We start from the raw sequence: 19,208 nt of genomic DNA, 5'->3' as shown, positions 1-19,208 counted from the left end.
TGAGCTACGGTCTTGGTTGAGATGCCCCCCCACCCACACCCCACCCACACCCGCTGTAGTTGTCATCTCATGATGACTAATGTTGTTATGACTAATATGTTAATGATTGTCTTATGGTTATAGATTTCTTACGCTAGGGTTTAATTTACCCAAGGTCTATCCTAACCGCATGATAAATTAGCTTAGTAGGCAAAGCTTTTAAATGACCTTTTTAAGCTCTATTTGATTGGGATTGAGATAAGTCAAGTCAAATCATTACAGTATTAAATGCATCATTAAGTAGGGATTTGATTTTGATTTGAGGCGGAATTCCAGAACGTTACCTGGCGTTCTGGTTAATTTTTGGGATGCTCGCGTTTTTGGGAGGAATATTTGGAAATTTGTTGAATTCATGAGAGAGGGAATTTGTGGAATGTTCTAAAAGGGTGTTTAGGAGCTTTATGCATCATTAAATGAGAACCTAAGCTTTCTTCATAATTATATGGATGGTGATATAGCATTGCATGACGAAACAATGTTTGATATAACTTCACAAGAAAAGGCAAAGGGGTTTCTGAGCAATTTTTTAAACATAGGTATAGATAATATTGAAAATTACATTAGTAATAATGCTGTAGAGTATGATGCTGAAGATTTTATAGATAAGAATGATATCAAACTAGAGAAAGTACAGATTCGCAATTTGCAATTAATTGTACAGCATATCTCTACCAGTCATGATGAATGCCAATCTTTAAGGAAGTTTGGCTTATTAAATCTTCAGCAATCATTAACCATGGAAACAATACTTAAGGAATACTTAGCGAGTTTCGGGATTTTCTTTGATATATCGAACAAATGGATGGCTTGTAAAGGAGAAAAGATTGATATTACATATAAATCCGATGATATAGGGCTTCCAGGTGGTTCACAAAAACATAGAATTTGTAGAGTCGCCCATAAAATATATTACGATTATCAAATCAACGGATTCTTTAGTATGGCAAACAAGACTTCGTATGGTGGTAGAGTTCACGAGAGACCTGAATTTTTGCATAATTTGAAAGAACTTTTTAAAGCTAACATAATTGAAGATAATTGGATGAAGCGAGTAAACCCATATCTAATTACATTTAAAGCGAGCTTAGACAGTTTTGCTTGGTTTAGCTTTTACAATAATAAACGTGAGTACGAAGAAGATTATTTCGAAAAAGAGGAAATTAAGAAGTGGTTAATAAAGAAAGCCCTTTATGTGATATGGAAGGATTTCCGTTATTCAAGGCCTGAGATAATTGCGTATATGAAGCCAGAGGTCATTATTCCTCCAAGTGATTTTTTGAGTATAGAAGAAATAATGAATTAGAATTATTGTCACTATGACGGAAAAGCAGGAGTATTATACTCTTGCCTTTCAAGAGGGAAAATGAAAAACAAAAATTGGCTAAGGTATATGGTGAGTGGTCTGTTTTGGGAGGTTCAGTATGAATAGCATTACGTTTTGGCTTAAAAACAAAAAATGGGTTATTAGAATAGTTATCATATTTGGCATCTTGCTTTTAAGCTGGTTTGTCCAATGGAGATTCACAAGCATTAAGCCGAATGATGCAAGCGAAATCCAAAGGCTAATTTTAGATTCCGTGGCAACGGAGCAAACGGCTATTATACTAGCAGAACCATATCGTTCAAACCCTAACATCAGTCTTACAGACGAAGTTAAGAAAATAGCAAATGAGAACATTGAAGATAAGCTTTCTAAATCCTATACTCCAAACTCGCGGATTTTAAAGAAAATAGTTGGGCAATCAGTAGAGATGATAAATGCACAGGAAACAGGTAACTATAGATTTTCAGACGGTGGAGTTTCCAAGTATAAAAATATTAAGATAAGTGGACATGTCAACATGGCCACCGTCAGTGCTGACATTTGGGTTTGGAATAAAGCGTTGATTAACAATGTAATTGCTCACCCTGAAGTTGGATTGCATTATCGATTTTCAGTTGTTCGAACAGGTAATAAATGGGCAATTAATGATGAAAGCTCGCATGTCATACCTGGCGAAGGTGCATAGATTCATTTACTGGAGATTATTGTTCTAGGGATAAGGGAATATGAAATATTTCTATTGATTATTTATATCTGACATAGGGGGAGCGGTTTCATGGAATATATGAACATCAACGGGAAAGAGTATGAATTTGTGCATGGATACGGGAAAAACAATGAACTCAGAAAGAGTTTTAATGATTTAACACAAAAAACATTTGGATTTGATTTTGAACAGTGGTATCAAGATGGATATTGGAAAAATCAGTATATACCTTATTCGTTAATAGATGAAGAAAAGATTGTTTCTAACGTATCCGTTAATATCATGGATTTTAAAGTTTTTGGAGATGAGAAACGGTATATTCAACTTGGAACTGTAATGACCCATCCCGATTACAGAAAGCAAGGCTTATCACGAGTGCTGACAAATAAAGCGATTGCTGATTATCAGGACAAATGCGACTTAATATACTTGTTTGCGAATGACTCCGTGCTCCATTTTTATCCTAAGTTTGGATTTTATGAATTAAAGCAATATCAATGTGTGCATAAGGCAAACTCAATTCAAACAGACGTATCAGTCAAAAAGCTGAATATGTCTGATGAGAACAATAGTGCCTTCGTAATTGACAAGGTAATGCACGCCGTTCCTGTTTCCAAACTTTCTATGTGCACGAATTCAGAACTGGTTATGTTTTATTGCACCCTATTTATGAAAGACAACGTTTACTATTTGGAAGATTATGATGCCGTTGTAATTGCAGACTTTGTGGAAGACACGTTGGAAGTGATAGATATTTTTTGCTCTGAAAGTATTCCATTAAATATAGTACTGAACGCTATGACAAACAAGAGCGTAAAAAGAATAGCTCTTTCCTATACTCCCCTAGATACTTCTTCATTTGAAACAATATTGCTTGAGGGTGAGGAAACTTTATTTGCAATGGGAAAAGACCTACAACTGCTTAAAAGCAACCAATTCATGTTTCCGAAATTATCTCATACATAATTTGAATTAGCAGAGACAACACGAGATTAATATTGTAAAGAAATGTTGGAATACCTACAGGGAGAAGCATCTGCCAGTCAATTCTCCATTTTCCTTCTTGGTGAATACGGTGAAATAAGCCTGGTACTCCTAAAATCTTTCCTATCAATATAGGGTATAACATACAGTACCGCTGTAGAGGCAGTAGTGTTTTTAGTAGTTTGGCTATTCTATGGAATGGTTATGGGATATTTAAAGGCAAAAAGCTTTACTAAATTCATATCGCTCTATTGGGGAATAAGTGGTTTAGTATATGTACTTTCTATTTTTCTTGCTCCCATCGGTAAATTAGCAATTTTGTTTATCCCTATAGTTATACTTACCTTAGCTCCAACTTATGGGCCTGGATATTTTGTGCATTTAGGAATACATGGATATCTCTTTGAAATAAAGTGTATTACACTATCATGGTCATCAGGAGCTATTGGGTAATCACTTGGTTATTTACTGAAAAAGTCCAAGGTTAGTATGTTGTTGGATAAATAAATATGTCGCGTTCTTCTAATGCTGTGACGCATCAGTACGATATTTTGAAGTAAAAAGGGGGCAACGTTAAGGTGGAAACAATGGATGCAATTGCGAAACATATCTTACAACTAGAAAATAGTTTATTGACATCTGAAATAAGAAAGTCACCACAAAAAATAGCTGGACTATTAGTAGATGACTTTATTGAGTTTACAGGTTCAGGGAGTGAATACCATTATAAAAATGGTGATGTATTTCAAGAGCAAAATGATAATTCTGATTTGGACTGGGAAATAATTAATTTTAAGATTAGAGAGCTAGCTACAGATTGTATATTAGCGATGTACAAGGTAGATAAACATAGCGATTTAGATGAAAGGAAGAAGTATTCACTCCGTAGTTCCATATGGAAACGTTATGATAGTAAATGGAAGATAGTTTTCCATCAAGGAACGCCATCTTTATCCCCTTGAATAGAATTCGAAAATCTATTCAAGGGGATAAAAGGTTACTACGCATCATTCTGATTATGTAGAATTTAGGTCAAGAAAAGGAGACCTGCGGGTCGTCTCTCAATTGCTCGTGTTGTATATTAGGGATTGTAAATTTCGTGATTTGAGGTGGGAAAATGAAGAGATGGGTCGTAGGCACAATTTGCTCATTTGTCATAATTCTCTTTTCGTTAGCATCTATGATTCAATTTTCTAACGGATGGACAATAGGGGATTATATTTTCAAGTTCCTAAATCAACTACCCTGGTCGAACGGTTCATCAGGGACACATTATAGTGTAATAGCTTTTTTGGTATTATTACTTGTAGGGGCAATCTGTTTAAGGTTTTCGTTAGAGTCAGCACCTACAAAATTAGCTAATAGGCTGAATATTATTACACTAATTTTGGTTTTATGTTGGTTGCCAATTACATATGCAGGTGAACAATTAGTTATGAGATTTTCTACAGGGATTAACTCTATTGGATATGATAAAGGGATAAGCTCATGTAATTTCAAGGTCAGTGATGATGGTAGAATAATAATCTCTGCCGAGATAAATTTAACTAACCATGGCAAGAGACCTGTAACATTCCATATGGAGATTAAATCGCATAGTACCGATGATGACTTAAAACGTTTCTTCGGGGATGGCTTGGTTTTAAAAGATATGGATAACATGATGGAAACATTTGAATTGAACCCAGGCGAGGCTCGTACATTTGAGATAGAAGCATATGCTGATAATTTGAGTGATTTACATATGTCAGGAAGCATGAGTACTCCCACATTGGTACTTTTTAATGAACAGGGTGAAAGGACATTTGCAAGATAACTTGTGGTGAAGAGGGTAAGCTTAGCGGAGCGATGAATGAGGTCTCCGAACAGTTATGAACCTTACTGATTAAAAATTATGGATAAGTTGCAAGACTATAATTTGAATATTTAAGAGATTAGAGAAGTGTTCGGTTATCGCTTTCAAAGTTCTGACTTCTAATATTTCTGAGCAATAATTTTATTCATTGCATGTTGATGGGGTATACCCGAGGAATTGCAGTCAAAAATTACTTCTGTGCATTCTTGAATTAACCAATCGTGATAGTGTGTGAATATCTCACCTGAAGTCCAGTTACAAGCAGTTGGCTCCTTTTCAGGTGGTGGAACAATGAATGGCTTGTTTACGAATACATTTAGGACGTGAAGTCCATTTGGATTGGTAAACTGTTTATAGTTGTTTAAGATTTCTTCTCGTAATTGAGGTTTGATGTAATGAAAGACACCACTCGAAAAGATGACATCAAAATAAGTGTCTAAACGGTAGTCTAAAATATCTGCTTTTAAAACCTTTACCTGAACATGGACGTTGCCAGCAAGACGCTTTGTTTTTTCTAGTCCAGCATCAGAGATGTCAATAGCTGTTACATCATATCCATTTCTTGCAAAAAATACAGCATCTTTACCTTCCCCACAACCTATGTCGAGGAGTTTTAGACGACGTGTGGATGGTGGCAAAAGTTCAAGTACCCGTAAACACGCTTTGGAAGGCTCGATTCCCCAATAATATTCTGATATTTTATATTCTTCTTCATAGATGGATATTTGTTTATCGTAAAAAGAATACCCCAGCAACTTATCAACGCTAATGTCAAATACTTGCGATAATCTTGGTAACAATGTTATGTCTGGAAAGGTTTGACCTGTTTCCCATTTAGACACGGCTTGAAATGTTAGGCCGAGCATTTTTGCCAGTTCCTCTTGAGTTAACCCTTTTTCTTTACGATATCTACAAATATTCTTTGCCAATTCGTCCTTCATATCTTCTCGCTCCTTTATAGCCATTATCTTATCGTTTAGAGAGAAGCGTTTCAATAACTCAATATTTGATTTTCTTGAAAACTCAACTCATGGTTGAAATTCTAGAAGGGTTTATATGGAGGGATTTCAGATGGAGGTTTTGGCGAAGCCTGGTGTTTGTGGAATAATTGAGCAAACTATTAATAGAGTGCATCATATTTTACAATGTCTGCAAGAAATACTGTGCCATTAGTGTTTAAAAATAGACAGGAATTTAACTGGAGGTATGAATATGTTAATGCAGGAAGCAACACCAGAAATGTTTGAAGCACGGGAAGTGACATGGAATGAGTATAAGGATAGGCTGAACCCAAATCGCAAGTCTGGTGCAGAGATTGTTGCATATCTCTCAGGCAAGTATTTACTATCGAAAATTCATGATGATGAGGCACTGCAAGTGATTATCGATAATGTACTGAACAATGAGCCGTATGCAGAGAAAATATCTGTTGGAAACACCCCATCACCAGTGGCTTTTTTCGTTAAGAACACTGGTAAAGGGAAAATACTCTTTGAAAATCAAGATGAAGTTTTTAAAGAGAATAAAATCTTTGTTGGCGTTGACCTCACATCTGGATTTTTCTGCGTTGAGGGTAGCAGTATGCTTTGGGATGAACTATGTGCCTTTCAGGGCTTGGATGAAAAAGACATACAAAACCCTTACTGCGTTGCCGAATATATTTCCTGTTTGAGGCGGTTTGGCTTACTGGATGAAATTATAGATACAGTCGGATAAATTTCAATGTATAGGGTGGGAACGCTCTATATAAAATTGTTAATAATCAACAATATGCTGTGACAGAGCCTTAATCTATTTGAACAATTAATATCGCATTCGTTGGATTATGTGCATTAAGAATTATTTGTATAATAGGTGGTGGCTAAACTATGAAGGATACAATTGAAAATGTTTTTAAATTTGTACCAGAACCACATTCTGGAGAAGAGTTAGTGCAATTTTTGAAAACAAACTTTAGTGCTGTTGAAATTAGTGAAGAATTTGAGGATTTAGCATTAAAAGATTCTGCTTTGCAGGTCATTGCTCCGAGCTTCGCTCAATCCCTCCCGATGGATTTTGTTCAAAGGTTAAAAAGAGTCCGTGATATTCCTAAAGAAGAATATGCAATACAAATTGTCGCATTGCACTTGCCTCAATTAAATATGGATTTTCGAATTGAACTAGAATCCGCTTGTTTTATTGCTTCATACTCAGGTGATGATGAAATGGACGAAGTCAATCGCCGTTTTTTAAATAAACTGCGTCTTTGGTTGGGCATCTCCCAAGAAGATATTGATAATCAGTCTGGTCGCTTTATGACTTATGTACATGCCTATAAGGAAGTTAGTAAACACACATTATGAGCTTCATGTGTTGTTGAGTTACTGCACATTTTTCTTAGTATGTTCAGTCACGCAAGTTGAAACTTTGTGTGACAACTACAGTGGGGGGGCTAAACAGGAAAGCCGAAGGTTCTAAATTGACTGAAATCCTTATCACACCTGATATCGAAGGTTAAGAAGGTGCTTTTATTACTTTAAACATAGTGGGTCATATATTTATTGTCTATGTTGCTATTATATTTACATTCTTAACGGTCGAAAAGTGGAAAAACTGCCTTCGTAACCTTCGGGGTTGCCCCCCACTGTAGTTGTCATTTCTTATGCATAAGAAGAAATATGGCTATCTTACTATCTCCTGCTTGTTTCTCAACATCTGTTTGAATCATTTGCTTTTCGATATGTTCCAAAATGTAATTCCAGAGACAGAGCCAATGAACGTTAAAATAGCTGATAACAAGCTCTATCACCTCCTCTCTTAGAAAACGTAAGAGGGGAGGTTTTCTTTTCCTACCATAATTTCTTTCAGCCGTCCCGTTCGACAAGCTCGAACAGTTTTATTACATACAGCCCATTGATAAAACTCTATAATTAAATCAAAGAGAGGAGGTGAAGTAAAATAATTGGACATTGAGTTGTTAGAAAGTATTGAGAAAGCCATTTTTATGGGATCTCTTGAACATAATCTAAAAAATCATGAACTTGGCAAAATGTATGCAAAACTAATTCAGATGCGTAACGATGCTCTGGATGAATTGCCTAGAGATACTCTGAGTATCGAGGAAATTAGGGAGATAGCATTCAGGTTCGGTGAGGATATACTTAATTTGAGAATCCTGATTCGAGAACAGAAGGGATTGGATATTAGTTGGGAGATTGAGAAATTGAAACAACTTTACAGGCAGGGACATTAAGAAGATATAACTATAGGATTTTGTAAGAGACCGAAAGTATAGGACTTTTATCCCTGTTTTTACTTAAAATGTAGAATACTCTAATGAAAAGTAATATAATTTCGGTGCTGTTAGCAATAATTTCATCATGAAATTGGATTCGAAACCCCGAAAACTACAGAAAAAGAGACTAAGGCAATTAATATAGCAACACCTAAAGTGGCAAAAGAAAAGAATCAAACGATGGATTATATGGAGGACTTTGTAATGCTTTACAAGGCTAAAGGAAATTCTGGTTACGAACTAGAGGTTGATGAACGGAAATTATTTATTAAGTCTGCCAATGAATCACAAAGTGCCATATATCGAATACAAGAGGTAGCCGTAGAAGATTTCAAGATGTCAAGCAGTGATAATGGTTCAATGAAAATTGTTGCCGTTAGGCGAGAAACTTCAAGAGAATATCTCATAACATTTAATAACGAACAACAAAGAGACATTTTTCAGGTTGCTAATTGTATAACGTTCTCGAAATTTAGACCAAAAAACGGGAATCCCTCGTTTGCCATTGGCATCGGTGGCTCCCTAGAAATAACCGACGAAAAGTTATTTGTTTCCAGAGATTCTAATCAACTAATTTGTCCCTGGGCAAAAAAACATAGAAGTTTTGAATTGAACTTCACAGATATTAATGAGATTGGTTTTTATGCGGTTGGTATGTTAAGAAAAGATATTATCCCAGGAGTTAGAAACATAGGTTGTATTCGTCTGATTTTAGAAAATCAAGAACACATGGAATGGAACCCTTTAACCAATGAAAATACCATTTTGTTTGACGAGAGCATGGAAATGAGCTTTTATAGGCTTTTCAGGCTTGTTAAAAAACTAACAGGTTCTCCAACTCCTAGAATTAAAGAGGTTAATTTATGGTATTTCTCAGATTGGGTAAAAGATGACATGGAGAATTATCTGGATAAACATCAAAATACCGATTTTAAGACAAAAAAGGAGATAGATAAACTAAAAGATACCTATCTTAAGGATGTTTTTAAATTAGGGTCCCGAGACTATATTTCTAAAGATGAAGCATATATGTTACAAAAAAATTATTCCAAAGAAATAAACTTTGTAGGTTTTTTATCCTCGATGAAGAAAATTAAGGATAAAGAATATGAAGAATTGCTAAGGTCACATAGAAGAGGGTTAATAATTGAGGAAGAGTGGAATAGCCTTGAGCTTGACTATTTGCGAGGATATTCTAAGAACGAAGCATGGAGGCGTTTACGGGCGAAAGAAAATACCGCCATGAAAGTTAGCCCAGAGAAATCGGTAGAGCAGGAACACCTTATCGAAATATTGGATGAAGAACTGACAGAACCGATTGCTAAGTCAACGAAAGCAAAACACAAGAAAGGAAAGCTCATTCATTTTCCGACGAGAAAAAGGTAGTTTTCTCTTAGGACAAGAGAGTATCTTTGGATTTAAGGGGAGAAGCAATATGGAGAAAAACCAAGTAATTATTATCGATAACAAGAAATACAGGCTGATTCTTGAGCCTTAGGTAATTAAGGATGTTGTGAAAGGAAAGGCCAGGCGTGTTACTAAAGAGATAACATTATCCTCACGACCTACAATTTTCTTTTCTTAAATAGGTCCCCCTAATGGAAACAACTTATTAGGCATATACACCATCCTTAATTACTTACATTCTTTGTAATATTATATTACAGAGAATGTAAGTATTACGAACTAAAAGCAATAGCTTTTTTGATAATGCCCGATAAAGAGTCAATATCCCATGGAACGCAAGGAATTAAGGACCTTGTGTCTCCAGTCGATGCAATATTTACAAAAAGAGTCTTTGAAAAGGGTACATTGAAGTAGGGATATCTATACATCGGACAAGGGGAAACTATACATTTTACTAGGGAACGTAAATGCTCAACTCCAGGTATACTGCGGGTTTGATGGTTTTAAGATACTCTAACTAATATAATTAATATAACGACGGGGAAGAGCTTGATAGCTCTCCCCGTTTTGTTTCTATTAAGGTTAAAGAAAAACTGCTATCTTTTTTGCATGAAACAGATGGACTTCTCTTTTAATTGTAATTATGCTTTCTTCCTAAACAACTTGGCAGAAGGAATTTATGTCAGTCATTAATGGTGTGACACCGTAAATTGCAATTTGTGGGTCTGGTCTGCTATTGTCGATAAGATTGGCTATCAATTGCTGTAATAATGTGACCACAACTTGACGTTGAAGGCGACCAAGTTGGATAGTCTGCCATGTCTGAACGGCACATTACGACTGAGTATCCGTACCATTTATTTAATTGTTAGACATTCTAATAGGTGTCATTCTTTGGACTGGTAATGCCGTCATCAATTGTACAGATTACCATGCAAGCTATTAAGCTATTGGCTGTGTTTATAGAATACTTTTGAATAACTGAAATTATATTTATTGATTAGGAGGGGGGCTGGCATAAGTCGGCTTCTATGTGATGGATATAGAGTTTTATTATTAAATTTAGAGGTAGAACCATATAGCCCACGATGCTTATACCCTAATCGTTATAAATTTATTATCAAAAAACTATAATCTAATAATTATTGCTAAAGAACCCGAAATTCACACTAAAAAGCATATACAAAAAGTCGGAAACCACAGAAATGAAAGAAGGAATATATACAATGAAAAGAATTAACGGGGCAATTTTCTACTCGCTTAGAGAGATAGCCATTATTTTGAATAGAAATTACCAAACTATTTTGAGATATTTCACTGTCAGTCAAAAATTAAGAGACAATGGGAAAGAGGGCCTGTTACCTATTCCGACCCAAATTGGCAAGGGTCATTATTATTATTCCGAAACTGAAGTCAGGCAGATTAAAGAAACAGTTAGAGGCTTCAAACGAGGAATGTTCAAAGATTTCAGCAAAAATAGAACAACATATCAGAAGCTCAAGGAAGAAAACGAGAAGTTCAAGAACAAGATTAAAGAGCTGGAAACGGGGGTGAGATGAGTGCGAGAAATTGACGGAATTGTTTATTATACCTCTGGTGATGTTTCAGCTTATATCACGAGGAGCCGTCAGACGACTGTTGCATTAGATGTTCTAAGTGATTTTTGGGAAAAGGAACATGGGGAAAGGTTTGTACCGAAGCCCATCAGAGTCAATGGTCAACGCCTTTACACAAAGGACCAAGTTCGGGAAATAAAGAGATTTACCGATACAAAGAAAGGCGGAGAACTTGCAAGGGCAAAAAAGGAATACGAAGCAAAGAAAAAAGCAGAAACAAAGCAGGAGAAGAAGCAGTGTTGGGCGATTGCAGAAAAGGGAAAAAGACCAGATTGATTTATTTAAGGTGAGTGAGGTTAGGAGTTTTAGATATTATGAAAGGAGGAGAGTTTTAATTCCTGACGCAGTATATATACTTTATATATAACATATATATAAAGTATATATGTCATTCATATATTTGAGAGGTCTCACACACTAAATCAAAGGGAAAAGTATATACATTATATATATAATGTATATACTATGTATTTATAGAATTTGGAAACGACAAATAGGTATTGTTAAAATGAAAGAAGAAATATATTCTTGTCATAAAAGATAAATTAATACTTGACAAATGATATTTTTATGATTATAGTTGTCATATAGTCAACGCAAAGAATTCCTTGACTAAATAGAATGATGATGAAGCTTCTAAGAGGGGAGCTAGATTTACTGAATATCAGTAAGTCTAGCCCCCTCTTTTTGTTTATCTATCGACAAGTATGTATTTAGTTTGGGAAGAAGTCCAACGGTTGATTAATAAAAATATGGAAAATGGAGGTAAAAACATGATGAAGAAAAACGAAAATGAAATGTATGGCGGTATTGAAAAGGTTAAGCGGGGAAAAAAGAATACGGTTCATTCTTCAACTATATGGCAAGGATGGAGTAAGCCCCAAGGAGCTGATAACGGTTTAATGGTATATAGACATGTCCAGATAAAGAAAAAAGACTGAGACTGAAATACAGATGAATGACGAAGAACCTTATTTTGAAACAAAGATGGCTAGGAGGAAGAAAGATGATTAATCAACAAGTAGTAAACAATTGGTTAAATAAACTACTCAATAAAGTATTCAATGGGAACGCACAAGAATACTCAATTCTTAAATCTGGGGACAACTATTTGTTCTGTGAGGAGCCAAATTCGAGAGGGGAAATTGTATATCGTTCGTACTTAACGCTTCATGTATCCGATGTTCTAAATGTAATTCGTGCCCCAAGTATCCCAAAAAGGAGTTTGGATAACGGTGCAACTATACTATACAAAAGTCAAAGAACATTTGCAATTAATGAGTTTAAAACATACCTAATAAATGAAGTTAATAAATCCAATTGCAAGAGTCTAGATTTAATTAACGCATTGGAAAATGGGTTAAATGAAGTGCAACGGGAATTTAAAGGTAAAATATTAGAAGAGAATATGCCACCGATAGATATTTGTGAGAGTTTAATGCCATTTGTTTGGGCTAAAGAACTTTTAAATAATACTACTGAGACTAAAACATTTTATCTTTTCTGGAGTGGAAGGAGATTTTCATATTGCACAGAATACCAACAGCAACTTCCTCTTGTATTAGAAGTGATACCAGACAGCAAAATTGAAAAGGTTGAATTGGTAAAACAAGTGCTTGAAAAAGCAAGTAGAAGTGATTACGCATTTGATAATGAGATTAAATTCCTTAATCAGGTAATTCAAAAAGCTTTAAGTGAAATTCAAGAAAAAGTTTAGTAAGATAGGTCTTTCTTGCGGAAGGCGGTGGAGTTGCTCATTCGCTGGGTATGAAATCCGTTTTTCAAGGTGCTGGAATGGTTGGGAATGTAGCAGGGGGACTTATTGGTGCGTCAAAAGCAAAAGAGGGTGGCGGTAGTAATAATATTGGCTCTAGCAATAGTACCAGCGTCCTTTGAGAATGCAGGTGCTATTGTACGTTATTTGGGTTGCGGTTCTTTAGAGTACGCACCTGGAAAAGCCTACCCCGTCAAGGCGAATACCTTTGATTTGTTAGCCATTTTCCCATTTTTTCCTAAAATAAAAACTGCAATACCTTTCGAGTATGCAGTCTCTTGGCTATTACTGGTGCATGTGCCGAGCACAAGGCCTCTCTTGCAATTATTTGTATTTCACACTGTTTTAATAATGTTTGTCAACTAAGAAGCTAGGGGTTAGTTGGTACGTTCACTTAACCGATTTTAGTCTTGTTATATTTTGCTAGTTGCTTACCTCTCTGCAATTCGGACAAACATCTTGTCGTGTTCGGCTTTATTAACTTCCGATAAATGCTCTAGTGCTTTCAAAATTCGCATATTCTCTTGAATTTGACTTGCCAAATTCTCAAATTTCTGGTCATGCTCTAAAAGTTGTCCTTTAATTCGAAGGATGTGTTTTAATAAATGGAAAAAGATGAGTTCCAGAGATTGGTTTTAGAGTCTTTCAAAGAAATTACCGTTAATGGCATTATTATACCGCATAAGTAGTTCCTTGAGGCAGGCTATCCGTCCATAGAAAGAAGTCCCGAAAGGCCGACAGAAGGTAAATCTGAGGCTCTGAGTGTTATGTCAGCCATTTATGATACAATACCTCAGGTTTTCTTCCAAGTTTTCTTTTTAAGCTTTCCTTCACGCATAAGCTTCATTTCTTTGAGAGACTCTTCTAACGATTCTAAAACATTATGCTTTTCTTCAGTCTCTAATTCAAGCTCTACATCACAAACATCACAATTCTGACTTTCTTTTTTTCTAGCGTCTCTTAAATCGTTCAGTGACATTTTTGTAGAATATGCCCCTATTATTCGTTTAAGTACCTTCTTTTTTTCGTCAGTCATTCTTTTCTCAGTCACACTTTTCTCCTTCATCATATAACCACTGCGGGCATATATCTTGACCGTGAAGCCACCGAACTGTACCCTCCCATGCTTTAACCGTCTTGAATAACGAAATATCTTTCAACTCATTCCATTGTTGTTTATTCAACAAAGGTTTAACATCAAATACTCTTTTTTCGTTATTTTCAAATGTCACTAAAATCCGATAGTCGTCAAGAGGTTTGACTGCTACTACATCTAATAACATATTTTCACCTCATTTTCTGAGTGAATAAATATATCTTGATAGATGTTTCAATAGAGTGAGTTGTCTATCTTCAAAGGGTATCGTTATTTTTTTAGGGAGTTTCAATCTCTTCACTCATTTCATAGCTTTTTTCTCTTCGAATACGAGAAGCTTCTGACTGCATCTTATCAATCTTTTGATGCATCCTCTCTGAATTTTTTTTGCTCAATCAATAATTGGAACAACGTTTCTAATATCTTCGTCTCTTCTATTTTTATCATTCTCCTACATATTTTGTCTTCGGTGTTCTTTTTCTGCCTTTGCTAATGCATTTTCAAAAGCAACCATATTGCGAGCGAGTTGCCGACGCTCTTCAACAATTTGTTCGTGATAAAAAGTAGATTCAAGTTCATCTTCAGCGACCATCTTTCGATACTCATAATCATCGGCAGACGGGTCGAGACTATTGAGTCGATTGAGGTGTCCCCAGATGAGTCGGTCAAGCCCTGCTTCAAACATAAAAACCCCTTTTAGTAAGATTATATCATCTTATAGCGTCTGGATATTATTGCCAATATAAGAATTTTCAAGAGGTTTTGACCAGAGTATATGGCTACCAAGAATGTTTTTTGCTTTTCCTTGCCTCATTGCATTAACTTCTTTTATAGTTGTTCTGGTGATTGAGTAACAGATGATTTACTATATTCCTGGCGTAACCGCTCCAAATCTTCATCATGTGTATCAAGTTTTTGGTATCCGTCGAACATGAAAATCTTCTCGCAATTTATGCAATAGAAACCAATTAGAGAGCGTTGTATACTGGAGTAAATAACAATGTCATCATTACCACATTCTTCGCACAGTAATCGAAAGTCTAATTTTTTCATTGGTGGCACCTCAGTTTAAATATTGACTCAGTTGAATTATAGTGTTGATATTTATACAAATTAAGGAATGAATCAAGTTGCGGTAGAAATTGGGTGTATCATAAATTCCCTTTTTCTATCTGTCTTTGAAAAACTCTATTTCTCGTTGGTTTTATATGATTTTCAAAGAAGTCCTTCATTTTTTTAATTGCTTCAGGTGGAAGCTCAACTGGTTTCTCTTCCATGCCTGTAAAAAACATATCTTTTCGCCTGTTTTGTTGACGTATTTGCTCAAAGTCACGCATTCTAAATTCACCTTTCTTTTATGCTACTTCAAACTGAGAAAAATAAACGGATTAACGGATTTCTCCTTACCTGTTTATTTGCCAACTTCTTAAATGTTTCATCAACGCATTGACGTCTATTGTCATTATACCTCCGAAAGGAGGTATTGTTAATAGTCTGAGCCAAATATTGCCGTATACAGTTATTTTCATTGACTATAGTCGATATGGATTAAATACGTCTTGATATATAGCTATTGCTATTTATTTTGCAATATATCATAATAATAGAGATGTATGTCCTTTAGCAACTTATGAAAAGGAAGTGATTTTGTATGGGACAATTTGTGAAAATGTACTCTTATGATTCTAATTAAGTAAACCAAAAGCTAATCAGAATCATAAGAAGATAAAACTAGCAAAATAATTAAGAATAAAGATGGAGATTGAATATGTCTGATGAAAAAATGCTTATGGAGATATTGGCAAGATTAGACGACTTAAACCAAGCTCTAAATGATAAACTTGATTTCAATACAGCAGAAAAAAAATATATGGAATATTCTCCAGCATGGATTGACACTAAAGAAGTAATTGAAGAAGAACTTGACACCACTTCCTCTCTAATAAAACTGAAAGGAGTTTATCTTTCAATTGAGTCTTTAGCTAATTTAGCATATTTGAAAAAGAAATTTAGAGTTTCGGAGAGTTGCATTGTAAATAGTGCAGTCAAAAGAATTTATTATGAATACATGAAGGAAGGAGATTTAGAAATGAAGGAGATTATATGTCTGAAGAAAGAATAGCCGACAACCGAAAAAACGAACAATAAAATCCGCCTTGAAGGCGGATTTTTGAGCAAATGGTGTTATTTAACAAGTCTCTTAAACGACCCATGAATACGGAATTATTAATCAATACACTACAAGTTAATGTCGATATTCAACAGTAATAATATAGATATGTCACCTAAATTCGCCACTATTCGCCGAACTTCTGTGAGATAATTAATATTATTATTAATTTAATTTCTCGAGATTCATAGCGATAAGAAGTCGATAGGAGGAGTATCAAATGAAATCAACGACTGCAACTAGAAGAGAACTTGTTGATTTTCTATGGGAATGGGCAAATAATTATGGGGATTGGAGCAAGCTACTTGTAAATTTGATTGTGCAAAAAGAAGACGTGCTGACGATTTCTGAAAGAAATAATGTATTTGACTATTTCCTTCAATCGATTGGTCTGAAAAAAGGATTACCTTCTTTGACTATTTCAAAACCAATATTTACCCCGACAACTAAAAAAATTCGTATTACCTCGTTATCAGAAGTTAAGGGTGTAAATAAACTGGCTGAAAATCAAACTATTAATTTTGGTGAAAATTTAACTCTGATATATGGTGAAAATGGTACTGGGAAGACAGGGTATGGCAGAATTTTAAAATCTTTAGGTTTTAGTTATGAGTCTAATAACGTAATTTATGCAGACATTGATAATTCAAAAGTTCCTCATACAGCAATTATTCAATATCATTGTAACGGGATTCCGAATACTTTTACTTGGGATGGTGAATCCCCTAATATTGATTTGCAAACAATATCAGTTTTCAATAATAATTGCGTTAATATATCACTTAATGAAAGTCGCGAACTAATAGTATCTCCTCTTGGATTTCATTTATTTAATCTTATTACAAATGAGTTGTCAGGACTTTCAAAGATGTTAGAACAAACAATCGATGAACACCCAACATCATTGAATTGGAGTGACAATTTAAGTAATGGTGGTACTCCTCAGTATAACTTCATTAAAAATATTTCAGCTAAATCAACTGAAAAAGAATTACTTGAAGTCGCATTATTTACATCAGAAAACGAAAAGGAACTAATAGAAAAAGAATCAGACCTAAAGAATCTTAATAAGACTTTGCTTGAAAATATAATTAAAAGTTTTACAACCCAAGTTACAGAATTTAATGACTTAATACAAAAAATTGAAGATGCACAAAAGAACCTGACAATGACAAATTGGGAAGAAATAAAGAAATGTAATAAAAAAATAGAGGAACTTGAAAAAGTTGCAAAGAAAGGGTTAGAGGAGATTGTTGGGTCTAGGGGAATTGAGTTTTATAAGTCTGTAGAGTTTACGAACTTCTTGAAATCAGCTGACAACTACATTAAGATTCTGGGTAAAGCGAATTATCCTAATGATAATGACGATGTTTGCATATATTGCAGGCAACTATTAGATAATAGCTCAAAAGAACTATTATCCAATTATAAGCAACTTTTAAATGACACTACACAAGCTGAAATTGCTACTTATAAAAAGATTAAAACAAACATTGCTTCTAAGATTAAAAATATTGATACTGCCTTGATTTTTCACCAACCTACCTTTGGTCTAAATGACAAACAAGAAATTACTCAACCAGATAAGATTCTCCAATACAATCAAAAGGTAAGTAATTATAAATTAGCAATTACTTCTGATACGGTTGATAATGGCGTTGTGTTTGAGTTAGAGTATTCCGATTACATACAGCCATTAAAAGATAAGAAGGAACAAATTATTAAATTATCACTAGATAGTACCGCTACGTTGGACAATATGTCTATAAAAGAGAAGGAACTTAATGGGATAATTGCCGAACTCAAGGACAGGAGGTTATTATCTACTAAAATCGAAGAGGTAAAAAAATTCATAGCAAATAAGAAAATAATTGCACTACTTGAATCTTCTAAAAGCAAATTCTCAACTAATTCAATTAGCCGTAAAACTACAGAAGCAAGACAAGAACTAGTTAACCAAAATTTCGTCACGAAATTCGAACAAGAATTGAAATCGTTTAGAAAATCCCAAATCAAAATTGAACTCAATTTTGGAACAAGCAAGGGGCAATCAAAAATTCAACAACGGATGAATTCAAGTTATTACTTAAAGGATATTCTTAGCGAAGGGGAACAAAAGGCAATAGCACTAGCGGAATTTTTGACAGAATTACAACTAGATAGTTCCGTTTCCCCTGTAGTGTTTGATGACCCAGTAAATAGTTTAGACCACAACATTATCGATGATGTTGCTAGGAGGCTTATTAAACTTTCAAATGACAGACAAGTTGTGATTTTTACTCACAGTGTATTACTTTTTAACAGCATAATGTATTTATTCACATTACCACCCAATAAAATCTTAGAACATAAATTCTATGACGTAAAAACCGAGTTTGGAAAGACTGGAGTAATTAGTAGTGCAGAGGAAGAAATAAATAAGGTAAATAACTACATCAAAAAAATAAATACCATGGTTAATAACACTCCTAAAGGTCAAAGTGAAGGCGAAATTGCCTCTAATGGATATGGCTATTTGCGGTCTGCTATAGAACTCTGTGTAGAGCATGAGATATTTCAGGGAACGGTAAAACGATATCAAAAGAATATTGCACTATCGCAATTCGTAAAAGTGGATGGCAATTTATTAAACCAACATAAGGATGAATTAAACGAAATATTTGAGAGGTCATGTGGTTATATTAATGGACACAGCAGTCCAATAGAGATACATAATGAGCCTAAATTACATGAATTAAAAACAGACTTTGAGGGTTTTAAAACTATTAGAAATGCTTTTATCGCGTAATGCCCTCCCATTTGTCAAGTTAAATAAGGTTAAACGCCAAAGTCAAATAAACAGGCTCGTTCTAAAAGTGAAGTCCTTATTCCCAAATGCGTTCCCAAAAAGATACGAAAAATATTGGAATTATCAATACCAGATGGAATATAAAAATCCCTAAACCCGCATGTTTAGCGTATTT

General features: G+C 34.7%; 22 protein-coding genes. 17 read left to right on the top strand and 5 right to left on the bottom strand.

All coding sequences use genetic code 11. The features are described from left to right. The first annotated feature begins 499 nt into the window (after positions 1 to 499). From LJE72_RS17735 to LJE72_RS17710, 6 genes are all read left to right on the top strand, one after another. On the top strand, positions 500 to 1,342 hold the full coding sequence (locus tag LJE72_RS17735) for a hypothetical protein (RefSeq protein ID WP_229249243.1): 843 nt from the start codon (positions 500 to 502) through the stop codon (positions 1,340 to 1,342). Between the two features lie 118 nt (positions 1,343 to 1,460). Then, positions 1,461 to 2,048: a hypothetical protein gene (locus LJE72_RS17730; RefSeq protein WP_229249241.1), complete on the top strand. Its 588-nt coding sequence runs from the start codon at positions 1,461 to 1,463 to the stop codon at positions 2,046 to 2,048. Between the two features lie 90 nt (positions 2,049 to 2,138). Beyond that, a complete protein-coding gene (locus tag LJE72_RS17725; protein WP_229249239.1) occupies positions 2,139 to 3,035 on the top strand; it encodes a GNAT family N-acetyltransferase in 897 nt (298 codons plus the stop codon). A 186-nt stretch (positions 3,036 to 3,221) separates the two neighbouring features. After that, positions 3,222 to 3,506, top strand: a complete 285-nt coding sequence (locus LJE72_RS17720) for a hypothetical protein (protein ID WP_229249237.1) — start codon at positions 3,222 to 3,224, stop codon at positions 3,504 to 3,506. Positions 3,507 to 3,640: 134 nt separating this feature from the next. Next, positions 3,641 to 4,015: a nuclear transport factor 2 family protein gene (locus LJE72_RS17715; RefSeq protein ID WP_229249278.1), complete on the top strand. Its 375-nt coding sequence runs from the start codon at positions 3,641 to 3,643 to the stop codon at positions 4,013 to 4,015. Positions 4,016 to 4,170: 155 nt separating this feature from the next. Further along, positions 4,171 to 4,869 carry a hypothetical protein gene (locus LJE72_RS17710; protein WP_229249236.1) on the top strand — a complete coding sequence of 233 codons (699 nt, stop codon included), beginning with the start codon at positions 4,171 to 4,173 and terminating at the stop codon, positions 4,867 to 4,869. A 158-nt stretch (positions 4,870 to 5,027) separates the two neighbouring features. Here the strand turns inward: LJE72_RS17710 and LJE72_RS17705 are convergent, their stop codons facing one another. Next, the gene (locus LJE72_RS17705) at positions 5,028 to 5,849 is read right to left on the bottom strand and encodes a methyltransferase domain-containing protein (protein ID WP_229249234.1); all 822 of its coding nucleotides are present in this window, start codon (positions 5,847 to 5,849) and stop codon (positions 5,028 to 5,030) included. Positions 5,850 to 6,120: 271 nt separating this feature from the next. Here LJE72_RS17705 and LJE72_RS17700 point away from each other — a divergent pair, with 271 nt between their 5' ends. From LJE72_RS17700 to LJE72_RS17660, 9 genes are all read left to right on the top strand, one after another. Next, positions 6,121 to 6,624 (top strand): hypothetical protein, encoded by a 504-nt coding sequence (locus tag LJE72_RS17700; protein ID WP_229249233.1) that lies wholly within the window; start codon positions 6,121 to 6,123, stop codon positions 6,622 to 6,624. A 152-nt stretch (positions 6,625 to 6,776) separates the two neighbouring features. Next, positions 6,777 to 7,250 (top strand): hypothetical protein, encoded by a 474-nt coding sequence (locus tag LJE72_RS17695; RefSeq protein WP_229249232.1) that lies wholly within the window; start codon positions 6,777 to 6,779, stop codon positions 7,248 to 7,250. Positions 7,251 to 7,849: 599 nt separating this feature from the next. Beyond that, positions 7,850 to 8,140 (top strand): hypothetical protein, encoded by a 291-nt coding sequence (locus tag LJE72_RS17690; protein ID WP_229249231.1) that lies wholly within the window; start codon positions 7,850 to 7,852, stop codon positions 8,138 to 8,140. Between the two features lie 198 nt (positions 8,141 to 8,338). Beyond that, positions 8,339 to 9,568 carry a hypothetical protein gene (locus LJE72_RS17685; protein WP_229249230.1) on the top strand — a complete coding sequence of 410 codons (1,230 nt, stop codon included), beginning with the start codon at positions 8,339 to 8,341 and terminating at the stop codon, positions 9,566 to 9,568. A gap of 1,226 nt (positions 9,569 to 10,794) precedes the next feature. Then, on the top strand, positions 10,795 to 11,148 hold the full coding sequence (locus tag LJE72_RS17680) for a hypothetical protein (RefSeq protein WP_229249229.1): 354 nt from the start codon (positions 10,795 to 10,797) through the stop codon (positions 11,146 to 11,148). Continuing rightward, positions 11,149 to 11,481, top strand: coding sequence for a hypothetical protein (locus LJE72_RS17675; RefSeq protein ID WP_229249228.1), 333 nt, complete (start codon positions 11,149 to 11,151; stop codon positions 11,479 to 11,481). A gap of 497 nt (positions 11,482 to 11,978) precedes the next feature. Then, a complete protein-coding gene (locus tag LJE72_RS17670) occupies positions 11,979 to 12,146 on the top strand; it encodes a hypothetical protein (protein WP_229249227.1) in 168 nt (55 codons plus the stop codon). Positions 12,147 to 12,211: 65 nt separating this feature from the next. Then, positions 12,212 to 12,922 carry a hypothetical protein gene (locus LJE72_RS17665; protein ID WP_229249226.1) on the top strand — a complete coding sequence of 237 codons (711 nt, stop codon included), beginning with the start codon at positions 12,212 to 12,214 and terminating at the stop codon, positions 12,920 to 12,922. A gap of 108 nt (positions 12,923 to 13,030) precedes the next feature. Further along, on the top strand, positions 13,031 to 13,345 hold the full coding sequence (locus LJE72_RS17660; RefSeq protein WP_229249224.1) for a hypothetical protein: 315 nt from the start codon (positions 13,031 to 13,033) through the stop codon (positions 13,343 to 13,345). Between the two features lie 427 nt (positions 13,346 to 13,772). Here the strand turns inward: LJE72_RS17660 and LJE72_RS17655 are convergent, their stop codons facing one another. From LJE72_RS17655 to LJE72_RS17640, 4 genes are all read right to left on the bottom strand, one after another. Next, positions 13,773 to 14,030, bottom strand: a complete 258-nt coding sequence (locus LJE72_RS17655; protein WP_229249223.1) for a hypothetical protein — start codon at positions 14,028 to 14,030, stop codon at positions 13,773 to 13,775. After that, positions 14,023 to 14,262: a DUF2442 domain-containing protein gene (locus LJE72_RS17650; RefSeq protein WP_229249222.1), complete on the bottom strand. Its 240-nt coding sequence runs from the start codon at positions 14,260 to 14,262 to the stop codon at positions 14,023 to 14,025. Before LJE72_RS17650 ends, LJE72_RS17655 begins: the two co-directional genes overlap by 8 nt. 264 nt (positions 14,263 to 14,526) lie before the next feature. Beyond that, positions 14,527 to 14,760, bottom strand: a complete 234-nt coding sequence (locus tag LJE72_RS17645) for a hypothetical protein (protein WP_229249221.1) — start codon at positions 14,758 to 14,760, stop codon at positions 14,527 to 14,529. A 466-nt stretch (positions 14,761 to 15,226) separates the two neighbouring features. Continuing rightward, positions 15,227 to 15,412, bottom strand: a complete 186-nt coding sequence (locus tag LJE72_RS17640) for a hypothetical protein (RefSeq protein WP_229249220.1) — start codon at positions 15,410 to 15,412, stop codon at positions 15,227 to 15,229. Positions 15,413 to 15,843: 431 nt separating this feature from the next. Between LJE72_RS17640 and LJE72_RS17635 the strand changes: the two genes are divergently transcribed. Together LJE72_RS17635 and LJE72_RS17630 are read left to right on the top strand one after the other, a co-directional pair. Further along, positions 15,844 to 16,197, top strand: a complete 354-nt coding sequence (locus LJE72_RS17635; protein WP_229249219.1) for an ATP-binding protein — start codon at positions 15,844 to 15,846, stop codon at positions 16,195 to 16,197. A gap of 268 nt (positions 16,198 to 16,465) precedes the next feature. Further along, positions 16,466 to 19,033 (top strand): AAA family ATPase, encoded by a 2,568-nt coding sequence (locus LJE72_RS17630; RefSeq protein ID WP_229249218.1) that lies wholly within the window; start codon positions 16,466 to 16,468, stop codon positions 19,031 to 19,033. Positions 19,034 to 19,208 lie beyond the last annotated feature (175 nt).

The organism is Desulfosporosinus shakirovi (assembly GCF_020595055.1).
Classification (GTDB): Bacteria; Bacillota; Desulfitobacteriia; order Desulfitobacteriales; family Desulfitobacteriaceae; genus Desulfosporosinus; species Desulfosporosinus shakirovi.
The sequence above is the reverse complement of the archived record's forward strand: the minus strand, read 5'-3'. Positions and strand labels throughout refer to the sequence as shown.

Coding starts and splice junctions, on each gene's coding strand:
- LJE72_RS17730 (WP_229249241.1), top strand. CDS start 1,461: ATGAATAGCATTACGTTTTGGCTTAAAAACAAAAAATGGGTTATTAGA.
- LJE72_RS17725 (WP_229249239.1), top strand. CDS start 2,139: ATGGAATATATGAACATCAACGGGAAAGAGTATGAATTTGTGCATGGA.
- LJE72_RS17715 (WP_229249278.1), top strand. CDS start 3,641: ATGGATGCAATTGCGAAACATATCTTACAACTAGAAAATAGTTTATTG.
- LJE72_RS17710 (WP_229249236.1), top strand. CDS start 4,171: ATGAAGAGATGGGTCGTAGGCACAATTTGCTCATTTGTCATAATTCTC.
- LJE72_RS17705 (WP_229249234.1), bottom strand. CDS start 5,849: ATGAAGGACGAATTGGCAAAGAATATTTGTAGATATCGTAAAGAAAAA.
- LJE72_RS17700 (WP_229249233.1), top strand. CDS start 6,121: ATGTTAATGCAGGAAGCAACACCAGAAATGTTTGAAGCACGGGAAGTG.
- LJE72_RS17695 (WP_229249232.1), top strand. CDS start 6,777: ATGAAGGATACAATTGAAAATGTTTTTAAATTTGTACCAGAACCACAT.
- LJE72_RS17680 (WP_229249229.1), top strand. CDS start 10,795: ATGAAAGAAGGAATATATACAATGAAAAGAATTAACGGGGCAATTTTC.
- LJE72_RS17670 (WP_229249227.1), top strand. CDS start 11,979: ATGATGAAGAAAAACGAAAATGAAATGTATGGCGGTATTGAAAAGGTT.
- LJE72_RS17665 (WP_229249226.1), top strand. CDS start 12,212: ATGATTAATCAACAAGTAGTAAACAATTGGTTAAATAAACTACTCAAT.
- LJE72_RS17650 (WP_229249222.1), bottom strand. CDS start 14,262: ATGTTATTAGATGTAGTAGCAGTCAAACCTCTTGACGACTATCGGATT.
- LJE72_RS17645 (WP_229249221.1), bottom strand. CDS start 14,760: ATGTTTGAAGCAGGGCTTGACCGACTCATCTGGGGACACCTCAATCGA.
- LJE72_RS17640 (WP_229249220.1), bottom strand. CDS start 15,412: ATGCGTGACTTTGAGCAAATACGTCAACAAAACAGGCGAAAAGATATG.
- LJE72_RS17635 (WP_229249219.1), top strand. CDS start 15,844: ATGTCTGATGAAAAAATGCTTATGGAGATATTGGCAAGATTAGACGAC.
- LJE72_RS17630 (WP_229249218.1), top strand. CDS start 16,466: ATGAAATCAACGACTGCAACTAGAAGAGAACTTGTTGATTTTCTATGG.